The 23,024-nt window shown below is 54.4% G+C and carries 24 protein-coding genes; 18 read left to right on the forward strand and 6 right to left on the reverse strand.

Annotated features, from left to right (window positions below; genetic code table 11):
• Nucleotides 1-7 precede the first annotated feature (7 nt).
• Complete coding sequence (gene pstB, locus ABDW13_RS10205) at nt 8-775, forward strand: phosphate ABC transporter ATP-binding protein PstB (RefSeq protein WP_343552451.1); 768 nt, start codon at nt 8-10, stop codon at nt 773-775.
• 102 nt (nt 776-877) lie between these two features.
• On the opposite strand, the gene purN is transcribed toward pstB, so the two are convergent.
• Nucleotides 878-1,516, reverse strand: coding sequence for a phosphoribosylglycinamide formyltransferase (gene purN / locus ABDW13_RS10210; RefSeq protein WP_343552452.1), 639 nt, complete (start codon nt 1,514-1,516; stop codon nt 878-880).
• Nucleotides 1,513-2,553 carry a phosphoribosylformylglycinamidine cyclo-ligase gene (gene purM / locus ABDW13_RS10215; protein WP_008108330.1) on the reverse strand — a complete coding sequence of 347 codons (1,041 nt, stop codon included), beginning with the start codon at nt 2,551-2,553 and terminating at the stop codon, nt 1,513-1,515. Before purM ends, purN begins: the two co-directional genes overlap by 4 nt.
• Nucleotides 2,554-2,792: 239 nt before the next feature.
• Between purM and upp the strand changes: the two genes are divergently transcribed.
• From upp to hda, 3 genes are all read left to right on the forward strand, one after another.
• Nucleotides 2,793-3,419, forward strand: coding sequence for a uracil phosphoribosyltransferase (gene upp / locus ABDW13_RS10220; protein WP_008108331.1), 627 nt, complete (start codon nt 2,793-2,795; stop codon nt 3,417-3,419).
• 72 nt (nt 3,420-3,491) lie between these two features.
• Complete coding sequence (gene uraA, locus ABDW13_RS10225) at nt 3,492-4,775, forward strand: uracil permease (protein WP_343552453.1); 1,284 nt, start codon at nt 3,492-3,494, stop codon at nt 4,773-4,775.
• A 93-nt stretch (nt 4,776-4,868) separates the two neighbouring features.
• On the forward strand, nt 4,869-5,570 hold the full coding sequence (gene hda, locus ABDW13_RS10230) for a DnaA inactivator Hda (RefSeq protein WP_343552513.1): 702 nt from the start codon (nt 4,869-4,871) through the stop codon (nt 5,568-5,570).
• On the opposite strand, the gene arsC is transcribed toward hda, so the two are convergent.
• Together arsC and ABDW13_RS10240 are read right to left on the reverse strand one after the other, a co-directional pair.
• A complete protein-coding gene (gene arsC / locus ABDW13_RS10235) occupies nt 5,567-5,923 on the reverse strand; it encodes an arsenate reductase (glutaredoxin) (protein WP_343552514.1) in 357 nt (118 codons plus the stop codon). The genes hda and arsC overlap by 4 nt on opposite strands.
• On the reverse strand, nt 5,920-7,383 hold the full coding sequence (locus ABDW13_RS10240) for a M48 family metallopeptidase (protein ID WP_343552454.1): 1,464 nt from the start codon (nt 7,381-7,383) through the stop codon (nt 5,920-5,922). Before ABDW13_RS10240 ends, arsC begins: the two co-directional genes overlap by 4 nt.
• A 638-nt stretch (nt 7,384-8,021) precedes the next feature.
• On the opposite strand from ABDW13_RS10240, the gene ABDW13_RS10245 reads away from it, so the two are divergent.
• The 10 genes from ABDW13_RS10245 to ABDW13_RS10290 all read left to right on the forward strand — a co-directional run bounded on the left by ABDW13_RS10245 (nt 8,022) and on the right by ABDW13_RS10290 (nt 17,809).
• Nucleotides 8,022-8,627, forward strand: a complete 606-nt coding sequence (locus ABDW13_RS10245) for a DsrE family protein (RefSeq protein ID WP_343552455.1) — start codon at nt 8,022-8,024, stop codon at nt 8,625-8,627.
• 23 nt (nt 8,628-8,650) lie between these two features.
• Nucleotides 8,651-9,259, forward strand: coding sequence for a DsrE family protein (locus ABDW13_RS10250; protein WP_343552456.1), 609 nt, complete (start codon nt 8,651-8,653; stop codon nt 9,257-9,259).
• A 125-nt stretch (nt 9,260-9,384) separates the two neighbouring features.
• Nucleotides 9,385-10,401, forward strand: a complete 1,017-nt coding sequence (locus tag ABDW13_RS10255; protein WP_343552457.1) for a substrate-binding domain-containing protein — start codon at nt 9,385-9,387, stop codon at nt 10,399-10,401.
• Complete coding sequence (locus ABDW13_RS10260) at nt 10,398-11,420, forward strand: ABC transporter substrate-binding protein (RefSeq protein ID WP_343552458.1); 1,023 nt, start codon at nt 10,398-10,400, stop codon at nt 11,418-11,420. The genes ABDW13_RS10255 and ABDW13_RS10260 overlap by 4 nt, the downstream gene beginning before the upstream one ends.
• Complete coding sequence (locus ABDW13_RS10265) at nt 11,420-12,277, forward strand: ABC transporter permease (RefSeq protein WP_343552459.1); 858 nt, start codon at nt 11,420-11,422, stop codon at nt 12,275-12,277. The genes ABDW13_RS10260 and ABDW13_RS10265 overlap by 1 nt, the downstream gene beginning before the upstream one ends.
• Nucleotides 12,274-13,086: an ABC transporter permease subunit gene (locus ABDW13_RS10270; RefSeq protein WP_343552460.1), complete on the forward strand. Its 813-nt coding sequence runs from the start codon at nt 12,274-12,276 to the stop codon at nt 13,084-13,086. Before ABDW13_RS10265 ends, ABDW13_RS10270 begins: the two co-directional genes overlap by 4 nt.
• A complete protein-coding gene (locus ABDW13_RS10275) occupies nt 13,083-14,072 on the forward strand; it encodes an ABC transporter ATP-binding protein (RefSeq protein WP_343552461.1) in 990 nt (329 codons plus the stop codon). Before ABDW13_RS10270 ends, ABDW13_RS10275 begins: the two co-directional genes overlap by 4 nt.
• A gap of 11 nt (nt 14,073-14,083) precedes the next feature.
• Nucleotides 14,084-14,914 carry a phosphodiesterase gene (locus ABDW13_RS10280; protein WP_343552462.1) on the forward strand — a complete coding sequence of 277 codons (831 nt, stop codon included), beginning with the start codon at nt 14,084-14,086 and terminating at the stop codon, nt 14,912-14,914.
• Between the two features lie 165 nt (nt 14,915-15,079).
• On the forward strand, nt 15,080-16,672 hold the full coding sequence (locus tag ABDW13_RS10285) for a sensor domain-containing diguanylate cyclase (RefSeq protein WP_343552463.1): 1,593 nt from the start codon (nt 15,080-15,082) through the stop codon (nt 16,670-16,672).
• A gap of 66 nt (nt 16,673-16,738) precedes the next feature.
• A complete protein-coding gene (locus ABDW13_RS10290; RefSeq protein ID WP_343552464.1) occupies nt 16,739-17,809 on the forward strand; it encodes an AI-2E family transporter in 1,071 nt (356 codons plus the stop codon).
• A 32-nt stretch (nt 17,810-17,841) separates the two neighbouring features.
• On the opposite strand, the gene bcp is transcribed toward ABDW13_RS10290, so the two are convergent.
• Together bcp and ABDW13_RS10300 are read right to left on the reverse strand one after the other, a co-directional pair.
• A complete protein-coding gene (gene bcp, locus ABDW13_RS10295; RefSeq protein WP_343552465.1) occupies nt 17,842-18,309 on the reverse strand; it encodes a thioredoxin-dependent thiol peroxidase in 468 nt (155 codons plus the stop codon).
• 143 nt (nt 18,310-18,452) lie between these two features.
• A complete protein-coding gene (locus ABDW13_RS10300; RefSeq protein ID WP_343552466.1) occupies nt 18,453-19,019 on the reverse strand; it encodes a glycine cleavage system transcriptional repressor in 567 nt (188 codons plus the stop codon).
• A gap of 143 nt (nt 19,020-19,162) precedes the next feature.
• Here ABDW13_RS10300 and dapA point away from each other — a divergent pair, with 143 nt between their 5' ends.
• The 4 genes from dapA to ABDW13_RS10320 all read left to right on the forward strand — a co-directional run bounded on the left by dapA (nt 19,163) and on the right by ABDW13_RS10320 (nt 23,024).
• A complete protein-coding gene (gene dapA / locus ABDW13_RS10305) occupies nt 19,163-20,041 on the forward strand; it encodes a 4-hydroxy-tetrahydrodipicolinate synthase (protein ID WP_343552467.1) in 879 nt (292 codons plus the stop codon).
• A 14-nt stretch (nt 20,042-20,055) separates the two neighbouring features.
• A complete protein-coding gene (bamC, locus tag ABDW13_RS10310) occupies nt 20,056-21,084 on the forward strand; it encodes an outer membrane protein assembly factor BamC (protein WP_343552468.1) in 1,029 nt (342 codons plus the stop codon).
• Between the two features lie 144 nt (nt 21,085-21,228).
• Complete coding sequence (gene purC / locus ABDW13_RS10315) at nt 21,229-21,942, forward strand: phosphoribosylaminoimidazolesuccinocarboxamide synthase (RefSeq protein WP_007884822.1); 714 nt, start codon at nt 21,229-21,231, stop codon at nt 21,940-21,942.
• Nucleotides 21,943-22,148: 206 nt separating this feature from the next.
• The gene (locus tag ABDW13_RS10320; RefSeq protein WP_343552469.1) at nt 22,149-23,024 is read left to right on the forward strand and encodes a neutral zinc metallopeptidase; all 876 of its coding nucleotides are present in this window, start codon (nt 22,149-22,151) and stop codon (nt 23,022-23,024) included.

Below are 23,024 nucleotides of genomic sequence, written 5' to 3' on the forward strand. Positions count from 1 at the left end.
TTTTTTGATGACGCCCGATTACGACATCGCGCTTACCGTGAATCAGCTGTCGCTGTGGTACGGCGAACGCCAGGCGCTAAATAATATTGATTTGCAGATCCCGAAAAATCGCATCACCGCGTTGATTGGGCCGTCCGGCTGTGGCAAATCGACGCTGTTGCGCTGCTTTAATCGTATGAATGATGTGATTGATCGCTGCCGCATTGAAGGCCAAATCATGCTCGATCACTACGCGGTGATGCAGGCAAATCAGGATCTTCCGGCGCTGCGTCGGCGCATTGGCATGGTGTTCCAGCGGCCGAATCCGTTCCCGAAATCGATCTACGAAAACGTGGTATATGGCTTGCGCTTGCAGGGCGTGCGCGATCGTCGCGTGCTTAATGAAGCCTGTGAACGCGCGCTGCGTGCGGCGGCGTTATGGAGCGAAGTGAAAGATCAGTTGGGGCAGAACGCGCTAACGCTTTCCACCGGTCAGCAGCAGCGTTTGGTCATTGCGCGCGCCATTGCCATCGAACCAGAAGTGTTGTTGCTGGATGAACCGACGTCGGCGCTCGATCCGATTTCAACGCTGGTGATCGAAGAGTTGATGACCACGCTCAAGCAGCATTTCACTCTGGTGCTGGTGACGCACAACATGCAGCAAGCTGCGCGCGTGTCAGATTACACTGCGTTTATGCATAACGGTCAGCTGGTGGAGTTTGATGAAACCGATCGGATTTTCACCTCGCCAAAAGCGCGGCGCACGGAGGATTATATTACCGGACGGTTTGGTTAATGGATCTGCGATGCGTAGCGGTGCGATTTATCGCGCTCTTTTGACCTTTTCATCGCGTTAAAAATGCGCGATAAATCGCGCCGCTACGGAATGTGCATATCATTAATCGTGCGCGTAACCTTCAGACGGCAGTTGCTGCCCGTCCAACCAGGCTTTTCCATCACGCATCTGCAAACGCCCATCGACAAACCAACTGATCACCAGCGGATAAATCGCGTGTTCCTGATGCTGCACGCGCGCGCTGATCTCGTCTTCGCTGTCGCCAGCAAACACCGGCACGCGCGCCTGCAAAATGATCGGTCCGCCATCCAGTTCGTCGGTAACAAAATGCACTGAGGTGCCATGCTCTTCGTCGCCGTTTTCCAGCGCCTGACGATGGGTATGTAAACCCGGATATTTCGGCAGTAGCGAAGGATGGATATTCACCAGACGATCGTGGTAATGCGCGACAAACGCGCTGCTCAGAATGCGCATATAACCGGCCAACACCACCAAATCCGGCGCATAGGTATCGATCTCTTGCATCAGTTGGCGATCAAAATCATCACGATCAGCGAAATCACTGGCAGCTAACGCATGTTGCGGGATATTGGCTTCTTGCGCCCGCGTCAATCCATAAGCGCTGGCTTTATTACTGAAAACGGCAGCGACGCTGCCGTTGATACGCCCGCTTGCGCAGGCGTCGAGGATGGACTGAAGATTGCTTCCGTTGCCGGAGATCAGTACAACCAGTTTTTTCATGGATTGATGACCACACGCTCTTCGGAATCAGACGCTTTAATCACACCGATTTTCCAGGCTTTTTCGCCTGCATCAGTCATCAACTGTACCGCTTTATCGGCTTCTGCTGGGCTCAGCGCAATCACCATGCCCACGCCGCAGTTAAAGGTGCGATACATTTCGTGACGGCTGACGTTGCCTGCTTGCTGCAACCAGCTGAACACGGAAGGCCACTGCCAGCTGCTCTCTTCCAGCACCGCTTGGGTGTTATCTGGCAGCACGCGTGGAATGTTTTCCCAGAAACCGCCGCCGGTCAGATGTGAAATCGCATGCACATCAACCTGTTCAATCAGGCTAAGGATGTTTTTCACATAGATGCGGGTTGGTGCCAGCAGGTGATCGGCAAGAGATTTGCCATCCAGCTGTTTGGTCGCAGGATCGGTCTGGCTAACTTCCAGAATCTTACGCACCAGAGAATAACCGTTCGAGTGCGGGCCGCTGGAACCCAGCGCAATCAGCACGTCGCCGTCCTGCACTTTCGAACCGTCAATGATCTCTGATTTTTCCACCACGCCAACGCAGAAACCGGCCACGTCATAATCTTCGCCGTGGTACATGCCTGGCATCTCTGCGGTTTCACCGCCGACCAGCGCACAACCCGACTGCAAGCAACCTTCGGCGATGCCGGTGATCACTGACGATGCGGTATCCACATCCAGTTTGCCGGTCGCGTAGTAATCGAGGAAGAACAGCGGTTCAGCGCCTTGGACGATCAGGTCGTTCACGCACATCGCCACTAAATCGATGCCGATACTATCGTGGCGTTTGAGATCCATCGCCAGACGCAGCTTGGTGCCGACGCCATCGGTTCCGGAGACCAGCACAGGCTCGCGGTATTTCTGCGGCAGCGCACACAGCGCGCCAAAGCCGCCCAGTCCACCCATCACTTCCGGGCGGCGGGTTTTTTTCACTACGCCTTTAATACGGTCAACCAGATCGTTACCAGCATCGATATCAACACCGGCGTCTTTGTAGCTGAGAGAGGTTTTGTCGGTCACTGCGGAATCCCCACGCGATTGCGGTTGGTGGCAAAAATTAAGCGCCGCAATTCTAACAGCGCAGGCAAACGTTTGCGAGTCCCATCTCACGCTGCCTTTGCACGGCACTGAATTTTCGCCAATCCTTATTCTACGCATAATCCATCGGGCCTTTGACCGATGACATGTGGCGCGGCGACGAAAAGGCGGTATAATCCGGCGATTTTTTTTTAGCTCAACTCAATTCCGGGAGAACAATCATGAAGATCGTGGAAGTCAAACACCCGCTGGTCAAACATAAACTGGGCCTGATGCGTGAGCATGATATCAGCACCAAGCGTTTCCGCGAGCTGGCCTCGGAAGTGGGCAGCTTGCTGACCTATGAAGCCACCGCCGATCTGGAAACCGAACGTGTGACGATCGAAGGCTGGAACGGTCCGGTAGAAATCGATCAAATCAAAGGTAAAAAAATCACCGTGGTGCCAATCCTGCGTGCCGGCCTCGGCATGATGGAAGGTGTGTTGGAGCACGTACCGAGCGCGCGTATCAGCGTGGTAGGCGTGTACCGTGATGAAGAGACATTGGAGCCAGTGCCGTATTTCCAGAAGCTGGTGTCGAACATCGAAGAGCGCCTGGCGCTGGTGGTTGATCCAATGCTGGCAACCGGCGGTTCGATGATCGCCACTATCGATCTGCTGAAGAAAGCCGGCTGCACCAGTATTAAAGTGCTGGTATTGGTGGCCGCACCAGAAGGCATTGCCGCGCTGGAGAAAGCGCATCCGGATGTTGAGCTGTACACCGCGTCAATCGATCAGGGATTGAACGAGAAGGGCTACATCATTCCAGGACTCGGCGATGCCGGGGATAAGATTTTCGGAACCAAATAAAGAAACCAGCCGGCCAGAGAGTCGGCTTTTTTTTGGCAAAAAAACATCAAGACTCAAGGGGATAAAGAAATAATGACTCGTCGTGCGATAGGCGTTAGCGAACGCCCACCGTTATTGCAAACCATTCCACTCAGCCTGCAACATCTGTTTGCTATGTTTGGCGCAACGGTGCTGGTGCCGATTCTGTTCCACATCAACCCGGCCACGGTGTTGCTGTTCAACGGCGTTGGTACGTTGCTCTATCTGTTCATCTGTAAAGGCAAAATCCCCGCTTATCTCGGTTCGAGCTTTGCCTTTATTTCACCGGTTTTACTGCTGCTGCCGCTGGGATACGAAGTGGCGCTGGGCGGTTTTATTCTGTGTGGTTTGCTGTTCTGCATCGTGGCGCTGATCGTTAAGAAAGCCGGTACCGGTTGGCTCGACGTGATGTTCCCGCCTGCGGCGATGGGCGCAATTGTGGCGGTCATCGGTCTGGAACTGGCCGGTGTGGCGGCGAATATGGCTGGCCTGTTGCCGGCTGATGGCACCTCACCTGATAGCAAAACCGTAATCATATCAATGGTGACGCTGGCGGTTACCGTATTTGGCTCGGTACTGTTCCGTGGCTTCCTTGCCATTATCCCGATTTTGATTGGCGTGCTGGTCGGTTACGCGCTCTCTTCCGTGATGGGGATTGTTGACTGGAGCACCGTGGAAAACGCACCGTGGTTTGCGCTGCCAACCTTCTATACTCCGCGTTTCGAATGGGTGGCGATGTTGACCATTCTGCCTGCGGCATTGGTGGTCATTGCGGAGCACGTCGGCCACTTGGTGGTAACGGCGAATATCGTGAAGAAAGATTTGATTCGTGATCCTGGCCTGCATCGCTCGATGTTTGCCAACGGTTTATCGACCATGATCTCCGGTTTCTTCGGTTCGACGCCGAACACCACTTACGGCGAAAACATCGGCGTAATGGCGATTACCCGCGTATACAGCACCTGGGTGATTGGCGGCGCAGCGATCTTTGCCATTCTGCTCTCATGTGTTGGCAAACTGGCGGCGGCGATTCAGGCGATTCCTGTACCGGTGATGGGCGGCGTATCGCTGCTGCTGTACGGCGTCATCGGCGCTTCGGGTATTCGTGTGCTGATTGAATCCAAAGTGGATTACAACAAAGCGCAGAATCTGATCCTCACCTCAGTGATACTGATCATTGGCGTCAGCGGCGCGAAAGTGCACATCGGCGCGGCGGAATTGAAAGGCATGGCGCTGGCAACCATTGTTGGCGTGTGCCTGGCATTGATCTTCCGTTTAATCAACGTATTGCGTCCAGAAGAAGTGGTGCTGGATGCGCAAGAGAAACGCGACGTTTAACGCGTTCAGCCGGGCAGGGAAGCCCGGTTCATCTCCAGCAAAGATCGTGATAAACTTGCGCGGTTTTCTGCCCGCTCATCCGTTGAGGTACTTCTGAACACGCCGGCACAGCTCTCATTGCCACTCTATTTACCCGATGATGAAACCTTTGCCAGTTTCTGGCCGGGGGAAAATCCGTCTCTGCTGGCGGCGCTGCAAGGCGCACTTTCACAGCAACACGGCAGCTATCTCTATTTCTGGTCACGCGAAGGCGGCGGCCGCAGCCATTTGCTGCACGCGGCGTGTGCAGAACTGTCGGCGCGCGGTGAAGCCGTTGGCTATGTCCCGCTGGATAAACGCACCTGGTTTGTGCCGGAAGTGCTGGAAGGCATGGAGAATCTAGCGCTGGTGTGCATCGATAATATTGAATGCATCGCGGGCGATCCTGAATGGGAAATGGCGATCTTCGATCTCTACAACCGCATTCTGGAAATTGGCAAAACCCGTTTGCTGATTACCGGCGATCGTCCACCGCGCCAGCTTAATTTGGGTTTGCCGGATCTGGCATCACGCCTCGATTGGGGGCAGATTTACCGCTTGCAGCCGTTATCCGACGACGACAAATTGCAGGCGATGCAGCTGCGTGCTGGCTTGCGTGGATTTGAGTTGCCGGAAGATGTTGGGCGCTTCCTGTTGAAACGCCTCGATCGGGAAATGCGTACGCTGTTTGATACCTTGGATCGTCTGGATCGCGCATCAATTACCGCGCAACGCAAACTCACCATTCCGTTTGTTAAAGAAGCGCTGGGGCTTTAAACAATCTCCAGCACTGCTTCCGGCGGGCGGCCAATTCGTGCTTGCTCGCCATTCACCACAATTGGACGTTCGATGAGCTTCGGATGATCCACCATTGCTTGCAGCAACTGATCTTCGCTTAAATCCGCCTCCGCCAGTTGCAACTCTTTGTACAGATCCTCTTTACGACGCATCAATTCGCGTGCGCTGTGCATGCCGAGTTGATTAAGCAGTTTTTTCAGCGTCGGCACGTCTGGCGGCGTGTCGAGGTAAAGAACCACATTGGGTTCTATGCCTTTTTGCTGAAGCAGCGCCAGCGTTTCGCGGCTCTTGCTGCAACGTGGATTGTGATAAATGCTGACCATGTTTCTTATCCCTTCTGATAAACCTTAAAGCGCTTCTGCAATTCGCGGAACTGATCGATACGCGCGTCGTAACGCGCCTGTTTCAGGCTGCCGAGCGGCACTTGCGCGCTGGCGCTACTCAAGGTGGTAATTGCCTGGTCGAGCTGTCCGTTCAGGGCCAAACCTTCGGCGCGCGCCGAGAGCTCTTCATCACGTAATCCCTGCGCTGCGGAAGCCTGCGCCAGCAAATCCCAGGCGTTGATGTCATCAGGATGGGCAAAGGTGTAGCGATTGAGAATGCGGCTGGCATTGGCCGGTTGTTTCGCCTCAACGTAGGCGTTCGCCAAATTCAGTTGCAGCACCGGATTGGTTTTGCTGTCTTTGGCGCTGCTCAGCAAACTGATGGCCTGCTGCGGCTGATTCAGCCCGATGTCGATGTCGGTCATGATATCGAGGAACCAGACGTTATCCGGCTGTTTTGCCAGTAACGGCGCAATGGCTTTTTTCGCGCTATCAAAACTCTTGGCTTGCAGGAATTGCACCGCTTTACCGTACTGCGCAGCTTGCTGCTCGCGCACATTGCCTTTGGCGTATTCATTCAGCAAATCATCGGTGAGCTGATTGCGTCCGGTGGCATACATGCCGAGCGAGCGCACTTTCGCCATGTAGAAATCTTGCGACGATTGCACCACCACCGGACGCATCTGATTGGCGCGGTTACGCGCATCGGCCAGACGACTATCAGGCAATGGGTGCGTGAGCAAAATTTCTGGCGGCTTGGAGGAGAAGCGGCTTTGATCGGCTAATTTTTGCAAGAAAGTCGGCATCGCTTGCGGATCGAATCCGGCGCGCTGCAACACTTGCAGGCCAATGCGATCGGCTTCCTGTTCGTTGCCTTGGGTGAAACTGATGATGCCTTGCTGCGCGCCTGCCAGCGTACCGGTCAATGCCGCCATGCCCGCTTGCGGGCTGGCCATCGCCAGCAGAATTGACCCCAATGCGCCAACCCAGGTTAGCGGCGCATTACGTTTCTGCTCTTCCATCGCACGCGCCAAATGGCGCTGAGTAACGTGCGAAATTTCGTGCGCCATCACCGAGGCTAATTGGCTTTCATTATCGGTGTAACGGAACAGCGAAGAGTGCAGCACCACGTTGCCGCCGAAGAAGGCGAAAGCGTTAAGTTCGTCATTTTGAATCAGGAAGAAGTGGAACGGCGTGCGCACTGAATTGGCGTGCGCCACTAGACGCTGGCCCAGCTCGTTAATATATTGATTTAACAGCGGATCGTTAATCAGCGGCGCACTGGCGCGCAGTTGGCGCACGTAGAAGTCGCCCATCTGCAATTCCTGATTAATCGACAGCGTTGAACCTGCTGTGGTGCCCATGTCGGGCAAATTGTCACTCACGTCCGCACGCGCACTCAACGCGGGCGTTAGCAGCAGCGTAGGAATAAGGGCCGCCAGTACTGATTTTTTCAACCGGTTAAACATGCCTTGATCCTGTAAATGTCACCCGAAATTGGACAGGTAAGTGGTTCAAATGTTCTGCACTTTTTATTCGTTTATGCAGCGGCTCTATCTTAGCCAGAGACACGCTACAAGCAAATGGTTGCACGCTCAGACAATTAAATGACGAAACAGTTACAAAAATAGCCAAAATTGCCGCAAAAAATTGAATAGTCATCCGCTTAGAAATCGGCGATAAATCCATATTGAAGTTAAAGTTACGTAAAGTTGCTCAAAATTACTGAAGCTGGCATGAACTTTTCCAGGTTTACTCTGAAAAGCACCGGGTATTAAGCAGTTTTGGCCCCGTTTATCCATCAATGATATTAATCGTGCCGCACACCGCGTTCGCGGTGACTGTAATTATTATTGGTCACATCATAAGCAACGATTGTCTTAAGCCAAATAGCGTAACCGTCAGAAATTACAGCCAGCGTATTTTACACTCCGCTCAACCTATCAATCGAAGCTGTTATTTAATTAGCCAATCCAATTATTTTTCCCGCAAGCAAAAGCCCGGACAGCCCGTCACTACAGGACTTTTGCACCTCGCACGCTGTGGTATAGATAAAGCACTTTATTCAAACGGACTGTGAATTGGCAGCGTATACCGGAGAGTGTTTATGCGTTCTGTTGTCTCTTATGCCCTGATTGCGATTGTGGGTGGCTTTGTTGGCGCTACCGTGAGCAAAGGTGATGACCTGTATCAGCGTGTTGTCAGCCATTTTTCTGCTGAACCGACCGATCCTGATGGCTTCTGGAGCACGCCCGCCGTCGATGGCTACGGCAAAATTCATTACGAGCCGGATGCCGCGTTTAAACCGGTGGCGGGCCTGAGCAACAAAGTGGTGTTTCAAATCACCAAAAGCGAAGGCGATATGAAGCGCCCAAATCTTGGCTTAGAGCGCGTGGCGCGCGTGGTGAATCTGTATATCGCTTCTGGCGTGCCAGCCGACGACCTGCATTTTGTGGTGTCAGTGACCGGCGATGCTACGCCTGCAATGCTGGATAACGCGCATTTTCAACAGTTCTACAAAGCCGACAATCCCAATCTGGCGCTGATTGGCGCACTCAACAAATTGGGCGTCAAAGTTTCGGTGTGCGATCAGTCAGTGGCGTTCCATCACTTCCCCAAAGAGTGGATTGACCAATCAGTGATTCACGCACTCTCCAGCCCGACCACCGTGTCGACGCTGGAAAACCAGGGTTATGCACTCTTACAGATGTAAGTCACAGGCACAGGAGAAGTGAAATGCGTCCAGCATCCTATATTGTTATCGCTGCACTGGCAGGTTTTGTCGGCGGCAATGTGTTACAGCTTCCAGACTTAGTGGATAAAGTCAGCGACAAGTTTGCAGATAAGAAAACCGAACCGGCCGATTTCTGGAGCACGCCAGCCATCGACGGTTACGGCAAAATCCATTTCGTCAGCGTGCCGGATTACAACCCCGCCAACACGCCGGGTTTGAGCAACAAAATCGTCTTCCAGATTAACCGCAGCGAAGGCGATATTCATCAGGCCAACCTCGGTCTGGAGCGTGTTGCGCGCGTAACTAACCTTTATTACGCGGCGGGCGTACCGCTTGATCAATTGAAGTTTGTGGTGTCGATCAACAGCGATGCCGTGCCTGCTGCGCTCAATAACGAGCAGTTCCGCAAAGCCTACGGCAGCGATAACCCAAATCTGAAGCTGATTGATGAGCTGAAAAAAGCCGGTGTCAAAGTGACGATTTGCGATCAGTCGGTCGCTTTCCATCAACTCGAACGTGACTGGATTGATACCCGCGTAACGCACACGCTCTCTAGCGGTACTACCGTGGCCTCGCTGCAAAACGAAGGTTATGCGTTCCTGATGCTGTAATTCCCCCGGACAGCAGTTCGCGCTGCTGTCATCTGTTTGTCATTTTCCCGCGATGTTGCTGTCACAGTTCGCCGCTACTTTAAGCGCCAATGAGATCGATCTCATTAGCACTTTACGAGGCGAACATGTCCGATTTAATCAGTGTGGCGAAGTTAGCTGGCGTATCACGCGCCACGGCGGCGCGCGCATTTTCTGATCCGCATTTGCTGCGACCGGATACCTTGCAAAAGGTGTTAACCGCGTCAGAGCAACTCGGCTTTCGCCCCAATCATATTGCTCGTCAATTGCGTACGCAGAGTTCGACCACCTTCGGCGTGTTGCTGCCGTCGCTGCTGAATCCGATTTTCGCCCGCCAGCTGCAAGCGATGGAGCGTCAGGCGCGCTCGGCTGGTTACGGTTTACTGGTAGCAACCAGCGATTATCAGCCTGAACGTGAAGCGGCCATTGTTGAACATATGCTGAATCAGCGCGTGGCCGGTTTAGTGCTGACGGTTGCCGACGCCGATAACAGCGCAATTCTGCAAACCTTGCATCAAGCCAACATGCCATTCGTGTTGACGCATAACGTGCCACAGGAAAGCCATTGGCCGGCGATTTGCGTTGATAACCGCCAGGCGATGCAGGAAGCCACTGAACATTTGCTCAATCTCGGCCACCGCTACATCGGCATGGTGGCCGGACCGATGCTGCAATCGGATCGCGCGCGTTTGCGCTATCAAGGCTATTGCGACGCCATGCAGCAAGCCGGACTTGAGGCGCTGCCGGTCATCGAAATGCACAGCCATACCCAATCTGATTTCGCGCTGTTGCAGTCGCAGTTGCAAGGCGATGTGCCGCTCAGCGCGGTGATCTGCACCAATGATTTGCTTGCCATCAGCCTGATTGGTGCCGCCACTCGCGCCGGTGTGCGCGTACCGCAGCAGCTTTCGGTAATGGGCTTTGATGGCATTGATATTGGCGAGCAGATGGCGCCGTCGCTGGCGAGCGTCACGCAGCCTGCCGACATGCTCGGCGCGGGCGCTATCGACATGCTGTTACAACAAGCCAGCCGCGGCACCCGCGTACTGGCGCACCGGCTGCGCATTGGCGAAAGCATCGCAACACCCATTTCTTTGTTTACCAACACCAGGGAACCATCATGAAACTGCACAAAAAAATAAAAGTTTTAACCGGTGCGCTCGCGCTGACTGCCGGTTCGCTGTTCAGTACCTTTACCCAGGCCGCCGATACGGCGATCTGCTACAACTGTCCCCCCGAATGGGCAGATTGGGGTACACAGCTTAAAGCCATTGCCAAAGACACCGGCATTCAGGTGCCACAAGACAATAAAAACTCCGGTCAAGCCCTGGCGCAGATGGTGGCGGAGCAGGGTAATCCGGTGGCAGATGTGGTTTATTACGGCGTCAGTTTTGGCATCCAGGCGGACAGCGCCGGTGTCATCACCAGCTATAAACCAGCACATTGGGACGAAATCCCAGCCGGAATGAAAGATCCTAACGGTAAATGGGTGGCGCTGCACTCCGGCACCATGGGCTTTATGGTTAACGTTGATGCGCTGGGCGGCGCGCCAGTACCTAAATCCTGGGATGATCTGTTGAAGCCAGAATATAAAGGCATGGTCGGCTACCTCGATCCGGCCAGCGCCTTTGTTGGCTACGTCGCGGCGGTGGCGGTGAACCAGGCGAAGGGCGGCAACATGCAGGACTTCACGCCAGCGCTGAAATGGTTCAAAAAATTGCAGGCCAACCAGCCGATCGTGCCGAAACAAACCGCGTATGCGCGTCTGATTTCCGGCGAGATCCCAATCTTGCTCGACTACGACTTCAACGCCTATCGCGCCAAATATAAAGATCACGCCAACGTTGCTTTCGTTATTCCGCAAGAAGGCACGGTAACCGTGCCGTACGTCATCAGCCTGGTGAAGAACGCACCGCACGAAGCCAACGGCAAAAAAGTCATCGATTATGTGCTGTCGGATAAAGGTCAGGCGATTTGGGCCAATGCCTTCCTGCGTCCAGTACGTACTTCGGCGATGTCGGCTGATGCCAAGAAATACTTCCTGCCGGATAGCGATTATGCGCGTGCACAAACCGTTGATTACCAGCAGATGGCCGATGCACAGAAAGCCTTCTCGGCCAAATACCTGAGTGAGATTCGTTAATGTCGATGTCTGACACGCTGGCGGCCTCGCGCCGCCAGATGCGCGCCTTGCCGGGCAGCCGTTGGTTATGGCTGACGTTGCCCGCACTGCTGTTCTTCTGTGCGTTTTGGTTGTTGCCGTTTGCTCGCCTGCTGCAAATCGGGATGCAGGACGATCGCAGCACCCAGCACAGCGGTTACTGGACGGTGATCACCGAGCCGCATTATCTGGTGAGCTTGCTGAACACCGTGTTGTTGTCACTGGCGGTGACGCTGGTGACGTTAGTGATTGCCGCGATTGTTGGCTGTTTCCTGGCGCGTCAACGTTTCACCGGACGCGGCACCTTGCTGGCGCTGCTCACTTTCCCGCTGGCGTTTCCGGGCGTGGTGGTGGGTTTTTTAGTGGTGATGCTGGCCGGTCGTCAGGGCTTGCTGGCGCAAGTCAGTATGAGTTTGGTGCATGAACGTTGGACGCTGGCCTATTCGCTGGCGGGTTTGTTTATCGGTTATCTCTATTTCTCGCTGCCGCGCGCCATCGTCACATTAGTGGCGGCCAGTGAAAAACTTGATCGCTCGCTGGAAGAGGCGGCGCGTTCGCTCGGTGCTAGCCAGTGGCGCATTACGTGGGACGTGATTGTGCCCGGCCTGCAACCGGCGTTGTTGTCAACCGGCGCGCTGTGTTTCGCCACCAGTATGGGCGCGTTTGGTACTGCATTTACCCTCGGCACCGATTTGGCGGTATTGCCGCTGACCATTTATGGCGAGTTCACCAATTACGCTAACTTCGCTACCGCCGCTGCCTTGTCGGTGGTGATGGGCGGATTCGCTTGGCTGGCGCTGATGCTGGCGCGCCGTTTGGCGTATAAGGAGGCGGCATGAAACGTCGCGGTACGTTTAGCCTGCAACTGTTGGTCACGGCCATCACCGCACTGTTTATGATCGTGCCGGTGCTGCTGTCGATGCTGGCGGGCGTCACCAACAACTATTTTATCGGCCTGCGCAGCGGCTTAACGCTGAAGTGGGTTGAGCAGGTGTGGGAGATGTACGCCGACACCTTCTGGCTGTCGCTGCTGATCGCGCTGTTTTGCTTGTTAGTTACGCTGGCGATTGGCGTGCCAGCCGCGTGGGGCTTGCTGAAAGCGCCGGGACGTTGGGCGGCGCGCATCGAAGAGTGTTTGATGTTGCCGGTGGCGCTGCCCGGTTTGGCGACTGCGCTCGGCATCATTTTGCTGTACGGCCAATTCTCCGGCCTGCGTGATAGCTGGCTGTTCATCCTGATTGGTCATGTGCTGTTTACTTTGCCATTTTTGATGCGCCCGGTTTTAGCGGTAATGCAGGCGGTGGATATGCCGCGCCTCGAAGAAGCCTCGGCCAGCTTGGGTGCCAGCATGTGGCAGCGCTTCTTTACCGTGGTGGTGCCGAACTGCCGTAACGGCATTCTTGCCGGGGCATTTATGGTGATCACGCTGTCGGTGGGTGAATTCAATATCACCTGGATGCTGCATACGCCGCTGACCAAAACCCTGCCGGTTGGCCTTGCTGACAGCTACGCCTCAATGCGGCTGGAAGTGGGTTCCGCCTACACGCTGATATTTATTTTGATGATTCTGCCGCTGCTGCTGATGCTCAATGCCGTGAATCACTGGCTCAACCGCGCGATCTTGCGCTCAAACAAGGAGGCGGCATGAATCCTTCAGCCGTTACCGTGACGCTGCGCGGTTGCTCGCGTCATTTTAATCATCATCAGGCGCTGCAACCGCTGGATCTCACCGTGCATGCCGGTGAAACGCTGGTGCTGCTCGGGCCATCCGGCTGCGGCAAAACCACCACGTTGCGCATTATCAGCGGGCTGGAAAGTTGCGATGTCGGCGGCGAAGTGTGGTTCGACGATCGCAACGTGACGGCGCTGCCAATTGAAAAACGTAACGTCGGCATGGTGTTCCAGAATTACGCGCTGTTCCCCAATCTCAATGTGGCAGAGAACGTGGCGTACGGACTGAAAGTGCAGGGCGTGGCGCGTGCCGAACGTGAAGCGCGCGTGCAGGAGATGCTGGAGCTGGTGGATCTCACGACGCTGTCGCAGCGCAGCATCGATAAACTCTCTGGCGGGCAGAAGCAGCGTGTGGCGCTGGCGCGAGCCCTAGCCGCACGGCCCAAAGTGCTGTTGTTCGATGAGCCGCTGGCGGCGTTGGATGCACGACTGCGCGATCGCCTGCGTCTGGAAATCGGCTCACTGCTAAAAAAGCTGGCAATTACCGCGGTGTATGTGACGCACGATCAGCAAGAAGCGATGGCGCTTGGTGATCGGATTGCAGTGATGGAGCAGGGCCGCTTGGTACAGATCGATACGCCGCAAAATATCTATCAGCATCCGGCATCGAAATTTGTCGCTGATTTTGTTGGTGCGATTAACTGCGTCGATGTGGATGCGCGCGGCAATCCGCAACGTTTCTGCCGCCCGGAAGATGTGCTGCTGGCCGAAGATAATCGTTATGCGCGCCAGGGCTTTATTCTCGCCAGCACCTTTTTGGGCGCGTCACAGCGGTTGATGATCGACATTGGCTTAGCAACGCCGATTCAGGTCGATCGCCATGCGCGTGAAGCCTGGCATGCCGGGCAACCGGTGAGCTGGACGCTGGCGCAAGACGCCGCGCTGCAATTTTCTGCATCCTGAGGAACTCTGTTGTGTCTGAAGCAATGACGCTGATCGCGCAAATAAGCGATTTACACATCAAGGCGCATGGTCGCCTGTCGTATAAAAAAGTCGATACCCAAGCCGCGCTGTTGCGTGTCATCGCCACCTTAAACGCGATGCAGCCGCGCCCGGATAAGGTGGTGATCACTGGTGATCTGGTGGATTTCGGTACGCCGGAAGAGTATCAAACGCTAAAACAGGCGCTGGCTGGTCTGCACATCCCGTTTCTGCTAATGCCGGGCAATCATGACGATCGCCAAGCTTTACGCGACGCTTTTCCAGAACATCATTATCTGCAACACGGCGAGACGCTGAACTGGCAGATGCGCGTGAATGGGTTGCAACTGCTGGCGCTGGATTCCAGTGTGCCGCAGAAACCGTGGGGCTATGTCGATGAAGCGCAGCTGCAATGGTTGGATGAGCAGTTGGCGCGCGAACCGCAGTTGCCGACGTTGGTGATGCTGCATCATCCGCCGTTTATCTGCGGCATCGAACACATGGACCAACAACCGCTGCGCAATCCCGCTGCGTTGGCGGAAATTATCCAAAAACATCCGCAGGTCGAGCGTGTGCTCAGTGGCCATTTGCATCGTTCGGTACAGGCGCGTTTTGCCGGTACGCTGGCGTGCGTCGCGCCAGGCGTGTCGCATCAGGTGGCATTTGATCTGGCCGAAAATGCGCCCGCCAACTTTGTGCTGGAACCACCGGGTTTTTTGCTGCATCGCTGGCAGCCACAGCAAGGCATGACGACGCATTTGTGCGCCATCGGTAATTATCCCGGCCCGTGGCCGTTTTACGATGCCAATGGATTGATCGATTAGCGCCAGCGGTTGAAAAGAATTGTCGTGGCCTGACAGGATGCATCGTGCTCAATTTGACTTGTGGGTGTACAATTGCTCGTTCCCTCACCAGGGCAAGTGAATCCAACAATAACAAGACTGTCAGGCACACGAATTTATGAATCTACTCGCTAGGCTGGGTGCGCCATGTTGATGCGCCTGCGGCCAAAAACTGACCTGCGCACGCTGATCGCGCTGCTGGCGATCACCAGCATCGTCATTACGCTCGCCAACACGCTTTACGCGACCTGGCGCGTGCAACGCATGGTCCTGATCGAAAGCACCCTCGAAGCTAATCGCGCCTACGCCACCAAGCTGGCCGCCACCACTGAAGTCTTTTTTCAGTTGGCTCAGTCGCAGCTGCATTACAGCGCGACGCAGTTGGGTAATGATTTCGATAATGGCGATCTGGCGCAGCAGGAAGTCAATCGCCTGCGCGAGCAAACCAACAGCTTTAACTCGGTTGCCGTGGTCAACAGCGATGGCATTGTAAAGGCGATTTCGCCGGAATCCTTGATGTTGAAAGGCATGCAGCTCACCAGCCAGGCTTCACGCGAAGCGCTGGCGCAGCGCCAGCCGATGGTCAGCAAACCGACCATTTCTGCCGCCAATAACCTGATTGTGTTTGTCTCCTGGCCGATATGGAGCAAGGACGGTCGCTATCTAGGTTATGTTGGTGGCACCATCTATCTGAAAAAGAAAAGCATTCTGAATGCGTTGCTCGGCGAGCAGTTCTATCGTGATGGTACGCAAGTCTACGTCACCGATCGCAATAATCAGGTGCTGTATCACCAGAACAGCCAGTTGATTGGCAAAGTGGTGCCAGCCATCATCAGCGATCATCAACGTGAAGAACAAACCAACGGCGAAGTGCAGCTTACCGAGCAAGATGCGCCAAAACTGGCTGGTTACGCCATTGTGCCGACTACCGGTTGGATGGTGGTGGCGCTGAAACCGACGGATGTCACGCTGGCTCCGCTCTCCGGTTTGCTATTGAAAGTGCTAAAAAATTCGGTGCCGTTTGCGCTGTTAACTTTGCTGGTGGCGGTGATTCTGGCGCGCCTGATCGCATTGCCGCTGTGGCAACTGGCGCGCAAAGCCAGCCAAATGGATTCGCAAGGTGTGTCTGGTGAGATTGGCGGCATTCGTGCGTGGTATTTCGAGGCGGCGCAGGTCAAGCGTGCGTTGCTGACCGGCATCGGTTTAGTGCAGGACAAAATTGGCCGTTTGAAGTCGGAAGTGCAAACCGATCCGATGACCAACTTGCTCAATCGGCGTGGTTTGAGTGCGGTGCTGGATTACTTCGCCACCATGCGCCAACCGTTCTCGGTGTTGGCGCTGGACATCGATCACTTTAAACGCGTCAACGATACCTTCGGCCATGATGTCGGCGATGAGGTGATCAAGCACGTGGCGCGCACTTTGCGACAGAGCGCGCGCCAAACCGATGTGGTGTGCCGCAACGGCGGGGAAGAGTTCCTGATGCTGCTGCCGGCCACTTCGGTGGAAGATGCGCGTATTCTTGCTGAGCGCGTGCGCGTCAGCATTGCCGATAACTGGATTGATCAAGTCGGCAATATCACGCTTTCTGTCGGTATCGCTGATTGGCAACCGGATCACGGGGCGCAGGAACAAAGTCTCAAGCAAGCCGATGCTGCGCTGTATCTGGCGAAAAATGCCGGGCGCAACTGCGTGATGATTTCTGGTCAGGATGCCTTAGTCAGCAGCATTTCGCATTAATCCCCGCCACCACATTCATCAATCGGCCGCCATCAATGGCGGCCCTACGTTCAACTGGAAGTAAACATGCTCGCTCTGCTTTATCAATGGTACAAACGCCGTTTCAGCGATCCACAGGCCATTGGCTTGCTGGTGATTCTGCTGGCGGCGTTTTGTATTTTATTCTTCTTAAGTGGCCTGTTGGCACCGCTGTTAGTGGCGTTGGTGCTGGCCTATTTGCTCGAATGGCCGACGGTGCGTTTACAGCGTGTCGGTTGCAGCCGAACCTGGGCAACCAGCGCCGTGCTGGTGGTGTTCGCGGGTATTTTGTTGGTGATGGTGCTGATCGTAGCGCCGGTGGCGTGGCAGCAAGGCATCAATTTAACGCGCGATTTACCGAACATGTTGAACAAGTTGTATGTATTCGCGGCGGGCCTGCCAAAGCGTTATCCGGCGCTGGTGGATGCGGGCATCATCGATATCATCGTTGAAAACCTGCGCAGCCGCTTAACCGGCTTGGGCGAATCGCTGGTGAAGTACTCGCTGGCGTCATTGGTCGGTTTGATGACGTTGATGATCTATCTGGTGCTGGTGCCGCTGATGGTGTTCTTCCTGCTGAAAGACAAAGAGCAGATGCTAAACGCGGTGCGCCGCGTGTTACCACGAAATCGCGGGTTGGCGGGCGTGGTGTGGCAGGAGATGAATCAGCAAATCACCAATTACATTCGCGGCAAAGTGCTGGAAATGGTGGCAGTCGGCTTTGTCACATGGTTGGCCTTCCTGATGTTAGGTCTTAACTACTCGCTGCTGCTGGCGGTGCTGGTGGGCATTTCAGTGCTGATTCCCTATATCGGCGCGATGGTGGTGACCATTCCGGTGATCGGCGTGGGCCTGTTCCAATGGGGATTGGGCAGTGATTTCTGGACGATGATCGGCATCTATTTAGTGATTCAGGCGCTGGATGGCAACGTGCTGGTGCCAATTTTGTTCTCGGAAGCGGTGAATCTGCATCCTTTGGTGATCATTCTGTCGGTGGTGATTTTCGGCGGGATGTGGGGATTCTGGGGCGTGTTCTTTGCCATTCCGCTGGCGACGCTGGTTAAAGCGGTGGTGCGCGCCTGGCCAGAAACGCCTGCGCTGGATGACAACGTCAGATAAAAAAACGGGTGCGACTTGCGCACCCGTTTCTATCAGGCTGATTTCAAATAATCCAACACGATGTCATGGTGGTTTGAGGTTTTGAAATCATCAAACACTTTTTCGACTTTGCCGTGAGCATCAATCAGGAAGCTGGTGCGGTGGATGCCGTCATAGGTTTTGCCCATAAAGGTCTTCTCACCCCACACGCCAAATTGCTCGCAAACCTGATGATCTTCATCAGAGAGCAAGGTGAAGTTCAGTAACTCTTTATCGGCAAAACGTGACAACTTCTCAGGTTTGTCAGTGCTGATGCCCAGCACTTCGACGCTAATTTTTTTCAACTCATCCATGTTGTCGCGCAGCCCGCAAGCCTGCACGGTGCAACCCGGCGTCATGGCTTTCGGGTAGAAATAGACCAGAACGCGCTGTCCCTGGAAGTCGGCCAAATTTACTTGTTCGCCGTCCTGATCGGGCAAGCTAAATTTCGGTGCGGTATCACCGGCTTTCAGTGGATTCATCACAACTCTCCATTTTTTTCTTCATACTGTGGGTAATACACCATCCTGAGCGGGAGTGCCAGGTTGTGTTTACCGTCAGGGTTATTTCACTACACGGTTTGCCGCGCGGGGCAGAGTGTGTGGCGAAATAACCCGGAGCCAGATTAAACGGTGCTGTTGGCACTGTCGGTCACACTATAAAGACGAATTGAACCTTGTGCATGCAGTTCTTCACACAGCTGATTGAAAGCCTGCTCAATCGGCGCGCTAACAGGATTGGCCGGGCTGTGCGCTGTCATTTGAATATAGAGCGTGGGCGCAACATCGTCTTGTGCCGGTTTAATGCGTGAAACCAGTTCGGCGATGTTCATTTGATGTTTATCGAACAAATCGGTAAAGCGTTCAATGATATGCGGTGAATCCGGCACCTCAACTTGTACCCACACGGTGGCGGGCATTGGCGGGGTGACGCGCGCGTTGGTGCGCTTCATCACAATCAGCAACTCCAGTTCGGCACCTTTCATTGGCAGCGTGGATTCAATCAGCGTGATGGCGTTCCAACTGCCGGATAACAGCATGATAAAGGTGAACTCATCGCCTAACATCGCCAAACGGCTGTCTTCAATATTGCAGCCGCAGCTACTCACGTGACGGGTAATGGTATTGACGATTCCCGGACGATCAACGCCCAGTGCGGTGATCACCAGATGGTGGGGCTGTGACTGCGGCAAAATGGCATTTCCTGTACGTTCGCTAATAACCATAAGGTAAACATAAAAAAAACTGCTGACAAGGGCAGGAATGGCGTGGCTCGCTTGCTTTTCTTTCGATGTAAAACGTAACATGAGGCACTTGTTTGTCGAGGGGATAGCCCATGTTCACCGGAAGTATTGTTGCGCTCATTACGCCACTGAATGAAAAAGGTAATGTCTGCCGCGAAAGTTTGAAAAAACTGATTGATTATCATGTTGCCAGCGGCACCGCGGCGATTGTTTCTGTTGGCACCACCGGCGAATCCGCCACGCTCAGCCATGAAGAGCACGGTGATGTGGTAATGCAGACGCTGGAACTGGCGGATGGCCGTATCCCGGTTATCGCGGGCACCGGCGCCAATGCCACTGCTGAAGGCATCTCTCTGACCAAACGCTTCACCGGCAGCGGTGTGGTCGGTTGTTTGACGGTCACGCCTTATTACAACCGTCCGACTCAGGAAGGGTTGTTCCAGCACTTTAAAGCCATTGCCGAAAGTACCGATCTGCCACAGATGCTGTATAACGTTCCTTCGCGTACCGGTTGCGACATGCTGCCGGAAACCGTCGCGCGTTTGGCCGAAATTAAAAATATTATCGGAATCAAAGAGGCCACCGGGAACTTATCACGCATCTCACAGATCCAAGAGCTGGTTAATGATGAGTTCATTATCGTTAGCGGCGATGACGCCACAGCGCTGGACTCCATGCAGCTGGGCGGCAAAGGCGTCATTTCGGTTACGGCTAACATTGCCGCCCGCGAAATGGTTGAGCTTTGTGCCTTAGCGCAGCAAGGCAAATTTGCCGAAGCGCGTCGCCTGAACCAGCGTCTGATGCACCTGCACCAGACACTTTTCTGTGAACCCAATCCAATCCCGGTGAAATGGGCAGCAAAACAGCTAGGATTAATCGCGGATGACACGCTGCGTTTGCCAATGACGCCACTGACCGAAGCCGGTCAGGCGAAAACGGCGCAAGCGCTGATTAAAGCGGGTCTGCGATAATTTAGGGAGAATCAATGAGTTATTCAGTTAAGCGCTCGACGCTGGCAACGGTAGTGGGCCTTTCCACCCTGATGCTGCTCACAGCGTGTTCTAGCGATCAGCGTTATAAGCGCCAGGTCAGCGGTGATGAATCTTATCTGCAAGCACCTGAACTGCATGATTTAAAAGCACCAGCGGGCATGATTTTGCCGCTGCAAAACGGTGATTACGATGTGCCACATAACGTGGCGAAAGGCGCAGTCGGCAAAGAGCTGGATATTCGTCCGCCCGCTCAGCCTCTGGCGCTGCTGAACGGCACGCGTGCTCAGTTCACCGGCAACACCGGCGTATTGGCAGTAGAAAGCAGCCGTGGTTCGATCTGGTCACAAGTGGTTGGCGTGATTCAATCCTACAAGTTCCCAATCGCTCAACGTGATGATGCTGCACAGCAACTGACCACCGATTGGGTACAGTGGAACCGTGCTGACGAAGATAACCAGTATCGTGGTCGTTATCAGATCAGCGTTCAGAATCAGAGCTATCAGCAAGTGTTGACCGTGCGTCTGCTTGAACTGCAACAGTCAGGTCAAGCCGTCACTTCACCGGCGCAGATTCAACGCTACACCGGCCAGATGTTGAACGACATCAGCACCGGTTTGGATAAAGTGGATTCTGCCAGCCAGGATGCGGCGGCGAGCCGTGCAACCGGACAGATTGACGTCCAGAGCGGCGCGGATGATACCGGTTTACCGTTGCTGGTGCTGCGTGCACCGTTCAACGTCACCTGGCAGCGTTTGCCAGCTGCACTGAAGCGTATCGGCATGGAAGTGACCGATGACAACCGCTCGCAGGGCAGCCTGAAAGTCACTTACAAACAGCCGGGCAGCGGCGCGTTTGATGCGATTGGTGCGAAAGATCCTGAATTACCTAACGGCGATTACAAATTGCAGGTTGGCGATCTGGATAACCGCAGCAGTCTGCAGTTCATCGATCCGAAAGGTCACGTGCTAACGCAGGCGCAAAACGATGCGTTAGTCGGCGTGATGCAAGGCGCGCTGAAATAAATTGCCAAAGGGCCGGAGATTCTCCGGCCTTTTTGTTTTGGATTTGGCATAATAGCGCCCGGCGAAGTAAACGATTGCGTCACGCAGTCGGCGCGCGGTGAAACACCGCTGAACACGGGTTCTTTCATGTTTGGAGTTAACAAGATGCAAAAGCGAGCTGAGTTGTATCGCGGTAAAGCGAAAACCGTATACAGCACCGATAATCCGGATCTGCTGGTACTTGAATTCCGCAACGATACGTCAGCAGGAGACGGTGCACGAATCGAGCAGTTTGATCGCAAAGGAATGGTCAACAACAAGTTTAACCATTTCATCATGACCAAATTGCAGGAAGCGGGCATTCCGACCCAGATGGAAGCGCTGCTGTCGGATAACGAAGCGCTGGTGAAAAAGCTGGAGATGGTGCCGGTTGAGTGCGTGGTGCGCAACCGTGCGGCAGGATCGCTGGTAAAACGTCTGGGCGTGGAAGAGGGCATCGTGCTCAATCCACCGCTGTTTGATCTCTTCCTGAAAGATGACGCCAAACACGACCCGATGGTCAACGAATCGTATTGCGAAACCTTCGGTTGGGTCAGCAAAGCCAACCTGGCGCGTATGCAAGAGCTGACCTTCAAAGCCAACGACGTGCTGAGCAAGCTGTTTGATGATGCGGGCCTGATTCTGGTCGATTTCAAACTGGAGTTCGGTCTGTTCAACGGCGAAGTGGTGCTGGGCGATGAGTTCTCGCCAGATGGCGCGCGTCTGTGGGACAAAAACACCATGGACAAAATGGATAAAGACCGTTTCCGTCAGAGCCTCGGCGGCCTGGTTGAAGCGTACGAAGAAGTGGCGCAGCGATTGGGCGTGAAACTGGATTAATTTCCACACCTTTCTCGTAGGGTCGTCATTTATGACGACCTTTTTTTATGCCTGCAATATGCGTCAGCCAGGTCAGCATCAATGCCGACCCGACAGATTTTCATTCCATTTCTCTTATTCTCGCTGCGCTTAGCCCGCAACGCTGGTGATAATCTCTGCCGCCAACTAAAATCATGCAAAACATGATGGTTTAACAGGAGCATGCCATGCGCTGGCAAGGGCGTCGTGAAAGCGACAACGTAGAAGATCGACGCAATGATTCCCCTGGATTTGGCAGCGGCGGCGGACGACAAATCCGCATTCCACGCGGCAAAGGTGGCTTGATTCTGCTGGTGGTGGTCGCGGTGGCCGGTTATTACGGCTACGACCTCACCGCGCTGATTGATGGCGGTGGCGGCATGGCGCCGACCTCGCAACAGCAGCAGCGTCCGGTCAATTCGGCACAAAGTAATGAAGATGCCAAGTTCACATCGGTCATTCTCGCCACCACGGAAGATACGTGGAGCAAATTGTTCAAGCAGATGAACAAGCAATATGTGCCGCCAAAATTGGTGATGTATCGCGGCGCCACGCGCACCAATTGCGGCACCGGACAATCGGCGATGGGACCATTTTATTGCCCGGCCGACCAAACGGTGTATATCGATTTATCGTTTTACGATGATATGAAAACCAAACTCGGTGCCGGTGGCGATTTCGCGCAAGGTTATGTCATCGCGCATGAAGTCGGTCATCACGTGCAAAAGTTGCTGGGCATCGAACCGAAAGTGCGTCAGATGCAGCAGGGCGCGAGCCAGGTGCAGGCCAATCAGTTATCGGTGAAGATGGAGCTACAAGCTGACTGCTTCGCCGGTGTTTGGGGCCATTACATGCAGCAAGAGAACGTGCTGGAAGTCGGTGATTTGCAGCAAGCGCTCAATGCTGCTGAAGCGATTGGTGACGATCGTCTGCAACAGAAAGGCCAGGGCCGCGTGGTGCCAGATAGCTTTACTCACGGTACTTCGCAGCAGCGTTATACCTGGTTGAAACGTGGCTTCGACAGTGGCGATCCGGGCCAATGCAACACCTTCGCCAGTAAGTGA

Source organism: Pantoea sp., assembly GCF_039594315.1.
Classification (GTDB): Bacteria; Pseudomonadota; Gammaproteobacteria; order Enterobacterales; family Enterobacteriaceae; genus Pantoea.

What these genes read in the sequence shown, in the direction of transcription:
- dapA (WP_343552467.1), top strand. Translation starts at nt 19,163, where the DNA reads ATGTTCACCGGAAGTATTGTTGCGCTCATTACGCCACTGAATGAAAAA.
- purN (WP_343552452.1), bottom strand. Translation starts at nt 1,516, where the DNA reads ATGAAAAAACTGGTTGTACTGATCTCCGGCAACGGAAGCAATCTTCAG.
- pstB (WP_343552451.1), top strand. Translation starts at nt 8, where the DNA reads ATGACGCCCGATTACGACATCGCGCTTACCGTGAATCAGCTGTCGCTG.
- ABDW13_RS10290 (WP_343552464.1), top strand. Translation starts at nt 16,739, where the DNA reads ATGCTCGCTCTGCTTTATCAATGGTACAAACGCCGTTTCAGCGATCCA.
- ABDW13_RS10320 (WP_343552469.1), top strand. Translation starts at nt 22,149, where the DNA reads ATGCGCTGGCAAGGGCGTCGTGAAAGCGACAACGTAGAAGATCGACGC.
- bamC (WP_343552468.1), top strand. Translation starts at nt 20,056, where the DNA reads ATGAGTTATTCAGTTAAGCGCTCGACGCTGGCAACGGTAGTGGGCCTT.
- ABDW13_RS10255 (WP_343552457.1), top strand. Translation starts at nt 9,385, where the DNA reads ATGTCCGATTTAATCAGTGTGGCGAAGTTAGCTGGCGTATCACGCGCC.
- purC (WP_007884822.1), top strand. Translation starts at nt 21,229, where the DNA reads ATGCAAAAGCGAGCTGAGTTGTATCGCGGTAAAGCGAAAACCGTATAC.
- bcp (WP_343552465.1), bottom strand. Translation starts at nt 18,309, where the DNA reads ATGAATCCACTGAAAGCCGGTGATACCGCACCGAAATTTAGCTTGCCC.
- upp (WP_008108331.1), top strand. Translation starts at nt 2,793, where the DNA reads ATGAAGATCGTGGAAGTCAAACACCCGCTGGTCAAACATAAACTGGGC.
- ABDW13_RS10240 (WP_343552454.1), bottom strand. Translation starts at nt 7,383, where the DNA reads ATGTTTAACCGGTTGAAAAAATCAGTACTGGCGGCCCTTATTCCTACG.
- ABDW13_RS10265 (WP_343552459.1), top strand. Translation starts at nt 11,420, where the DNA reads ATGTCGATGTCTGACACGCTGGCGGCCTCGCGCCGCCAGATGCGCGCC.
- ABDW13_RS10245 (WP_343552455.1), top strand. Translation starts at nt 8,022, where the DNA reads ATGCGTTCTGTTGTCTCTTATGCCCTGATTGCGATTGTGGGTGGCTTT.
- uraA (WP_343552453.1), top strand. Translation starts at nt 3,492, where the DNA reads ATGACTCGTCGTGCGATAGGCGTTAGCGAACGCCCACCGTTATTGCAA.
- ABDW13_RS10275 (WP_343552461.1), top strand. Translation starts at nt 13,083, where the DNA reads ATGAATCCTTCAGCCGTTACCGTGACGCTGCGCGGTTGCTCGCGTCAT.
- ABDW13_RS10270 (WP_343552460.1), top strand. Translation starts at nt 12,274, where the DNA reads ATGAAACGTCGCGGTACGTTTAGCCTGCAACTGTTGGTCACGGCCATC.
- ABDW13_RS10285 (WP_343552463.1), top strand. Translation starts at nt 15,080, where the DNA reads ATGTTGATGCGCCTGCGGCCAAAAACTGACCTGCGCACGCTGATCGCG.
- ABDW13_RS10250 (WP_343552456.1), top strand. Translation starts at nt 8,651, where the DNA reads ATGCGTCCAGCATCCTATATTGTTATCGCTGCACTGGCAGGTTTTGTC.
- ABDW13_RS10260 (WP_343552458.1), top strand. Translation starts at nt 10,398, where the DNA reads ATGAAACTGCACAAAAAAATAAAAGTTTTAACCGGTGCGCTCGCGCTG.